Source organism: Thermobacillus sp. ZCTH02-B1 (assembly GCF_002159085.1).
Classification (GTDB): Bacteria; Bacillota; Bacilli; order Paenibacillales; family Paenibacillaceae; genus Thermobacillus.
The window spans coordinates 1-3,199 of record NZ_LZRU01000045.1 but is presented as its reverse complement, the minus strand read 5'-3'; the positions used below and the strand labels follow the sequence as shown (position 1 = coordinate 3,199).

Genomic DNA, 3,199 nt, shown 5'->3' with positions numbered 1-3,199 from the left:
GCAGGCTGCAACTCGCCTGCATGAAGTCGGAATTGCTAGTAATCGCGGATCAGCATGCCGCGGTGAATACGTTCCCGGGTCTTGTACACACCGCCCGTCACACCACGAGAGTTTGCAACACCCGAAGCCGGTGGGGTAACCCGCAAGGGGGCCAGCCGTCGAAGGTGGGGCAGATGATTGGGGTGAAGTCGTAACAAGGTAGCCGTATCGGAAGGTGCGGCTGGATCACCTCCTTTCTAAGGAAGCGAATGGCGTCGGCCGGAGAGGCCGGCGGGAAGAAGGGGCAACTCAAAAGCGCTTCGGAGCTCGTGTTCAGCTTTGAGGGAGCGATCCCTCGGGGGCAAGGGCCCGTCTGGTGACCATGGCGGAGGGGATCCACGCGTTCCCATTCCGAACACGACCGTTAAGCCCTCCAGCGCCGATGGTACTTGGACCGAAGGGTCCCGGGAGAGTAGGACGTTGCCAGGCGGGCTTGCCGCAAGCCCGATGGAGTTGCGGCGAGGCCCTGAATGCATGGGAAGGACATGCGCGCAAGATGCGTGTCCGGAAGCCTTGCACCTTGAAAACCGGATAGCGAATGAGGGGCAAAGAAAGCCGAAGCATCCCTCAGGATAAGCTGGAAAGGGCGCACGGAGGATGCCTGGGCACCAGGAGCCGATGAAGGACGCGGCGAACGGCGATACTGCCTCGGGGAGCCGTAAGCAGGCTGTGATCCGGGGATGTCCGAATGGGGGAACCCGGCCGGGGTAATGCCCGGTCACCGCGCGGTGAACACATAGCCGCGACGGGGGCATACCAGGGGAACTGAAACATCTTAGTACCCTGAGGAGAAGAAAACAACATGTGATTCCGTCAGTAGCGGCGAGCGAACGCGGAAGAGCCCAAACCGGGAGGTTTACCTTCCGGGGTTGCAGGACGTCTCACATGGAGTGACAAAGGCGCTTGCTAGGCGAACGGTCTGGAAAGGCCGGCCATAGGAGGTAACAGCCCTGTAGCCGAAAGCGAGCGCCCTCCGAGACGGATCCTGAGTACCGCGGGACACGGGGAATCCCGTGGGAAGCAGGCAGGACCATCTGCCAAGGCTAAATACTCCCTGGTGACCGATAGCGAAGCAGTACCGTGAGGGAAAGGTGAAAAGCACCGCGGGAGCGGAGTGAAAGAGAACCTGAAACCGTGTGCCCACAAGAAGTCAGAGCCCTATGACGCTTTCTTCGGAAACGTCACGGGTGATGGCGTGCCTTTTGTAGAATGAACCGGCGAGTTGCGTTTGCGTGCGAGGTTAAGGCGGGGAGCCGAAGCCGCAGCGAAAGCGAGTCTGAAGAGGGCGCATGAGTACGCAGGCGCAGACCCGAAACCGGGTGATCTACCCCTGTCCAGGGTGAAGGTTCGGTAACGCGGACTGGAGGCCCGAACCCGTTGGCGTTGAAAAGCCAAGGGATGAGGTGGGGGTAGGGGTGAAATGCCAATCGAACCCGGAGATAGCTGGTTCTCCCCGAAATAGCTTTAGGGCTAGCCTCGGGTTTAGAGTCGCGGAGGTAGAGCACTGATAGGGTGCGGGGCCCGCAAGGGTTACCAAGCCTTGTCAAACTCCGAATGCCGTGGACTTGATGCCCGGGAGTCAGACCACGAGTGCTAAGATCCGTGGTCGAGAGGGGAACAGCCCGGACCATCAGCTTAGGCCCCGAAGTGCGTGTTAAGTGGGGAAGGATGTGGAGTTGCGAAGACAACCAGGATGTTGGCTTAGAAGCAGCCATCATTCAAAGAGTGCGTAATAGCTCACTGGTCGAGTGACTCTGCGCCGAAAATGTAACGGGGCTAAACACGCCGCCGAAGCTATGGATGGTGCAGCGATGCATCGTGGTAGGGGAGCGTCGGGCATGCGTGGAAGCCGGACCGTGAGGACCGGTGGAGCGTGCTCGAGTGAGAATGCCGGTATGAGTAGCGAAAAGATGGGTGAGAATCCCATCCGCCGGAAGCCTAAGGTTTCCTGAGGAAGGCTCGTCCGCTCAGGGTAAGTCGGGGCCTAAGGCGAGGCCGAAAGGCGTAGCCGAAGGGGAACAGGTTGAGATTCCTGTACCACCGTAAGCCGCTATGAGCGATGGGGTGACGCAGAAGGACAGTGACGCGGACTGCCGGAATAGTCCGTCCAAGCAGCGAGGCTGGCGTGCAGGCAAATCCGCACGCCGCGAAGGCTGAGCTGTGATGGGGAGGGAAATATGAGTACCGAAGGTCATGGGTTCCGGCTGCCGAGAAAAGCCTCTAGCCAGGCGAAGGTGCCCGTACCGGAAACCGACACAGGCAGGCAAGCAGAGGATGCTGAGGCGCGCGGAAGAACTCTCGTCAAGGAACTCGGCAAAATGACCCCGTAACTTCGGGAGAAGGGGTGCCCCGGTAGGGTGAATAGCCCGAGGGGGCCGCAGTGAAGAGGCCCAAGCGACTGTTTAGCAAAAACACAGGTCTGTGCGAAGCCGCAAGGCGAAGTATACGGGCTGACGCCTGCCCGGTGCTGGAAGGTTAAGGGGAGCGGTTAGCCGCGAGGCGAAGCTGTGAACCGAAGCCCCAGTAAACGGCGGCCGTAACTATAACGGTCCTAAGGTAGCGAAATTCCTTGTCGGGTAAATTCCGACCCGCACGAATGGCGTAACGACTTGGGCGCTGTCTCGACGAGAGATCCGGTGAAATTTTAGTACCTGTGAAGATGCAGGTTACCCGCGACTAGACGGAAAGACCCCGTGGAGCTTTACTGCAGCTTGATATTGGACTTTGGTACGGTCTGTACAGGATAGGTGGGAGCCTGGGAAGCCGGTGCGCCAGCATCGGTGGAGGCGCCGTTGGGATACCACCCTGATCGTATCGAAGTTCTAACCTGGCGCCGTCAGCCGGCGCGGGGACCGTGTCAGGCGGGCAGTTTGACTGGGGCGGTCGCCTCCCAAAGGGTAACGGAGGCGCCCAAAGGTTCCCTCAGCATGGTTGGAAATCATGCGGAGAGTGTAAAGGCAGAAGGGAGCCTGACTGCGAGACCGACGGGTCGAGCAGGGACGAAAGTCGGGCTTAGTGATCCGGTGGTACCGAATGGAAGGGCCATCGCTCAACGGATAAAAGCTACCCCGGGGATAACAGGCTTATCTCCCCCAAGAGTCCACATCGACGGGGAGGTTTGGCACCTCGATGTCGGCTCATCGCATCCTGGGGCTGAAGT

Annotated in this window: 3 rRNA genes; all 3 read left to right on the top strand. The window is 59.8% G+C overall.

Annotated features, from left to right (window positions below):
• Nucleotides 1-236 (top strand): 16S ribosomal RNA (locus A9Z00_RS15525); the annotation flags it as partial.
• A gap of 115 nt (nt 237-351) precedes the next feature.
• Nucleotides 352-468: ribosomal RNA gene (gene rrf / locus A9Z00_RS15520) — 5S ribosomal RNA — on the top strand.
• A gap of 141 nt (nt 469-609) precedes the next feature.
• A 23S ribosomal RNA gene (locus A9Z00_RS15515) occupies nt 610-3,199 on the top strand; the annotation flags it as partial.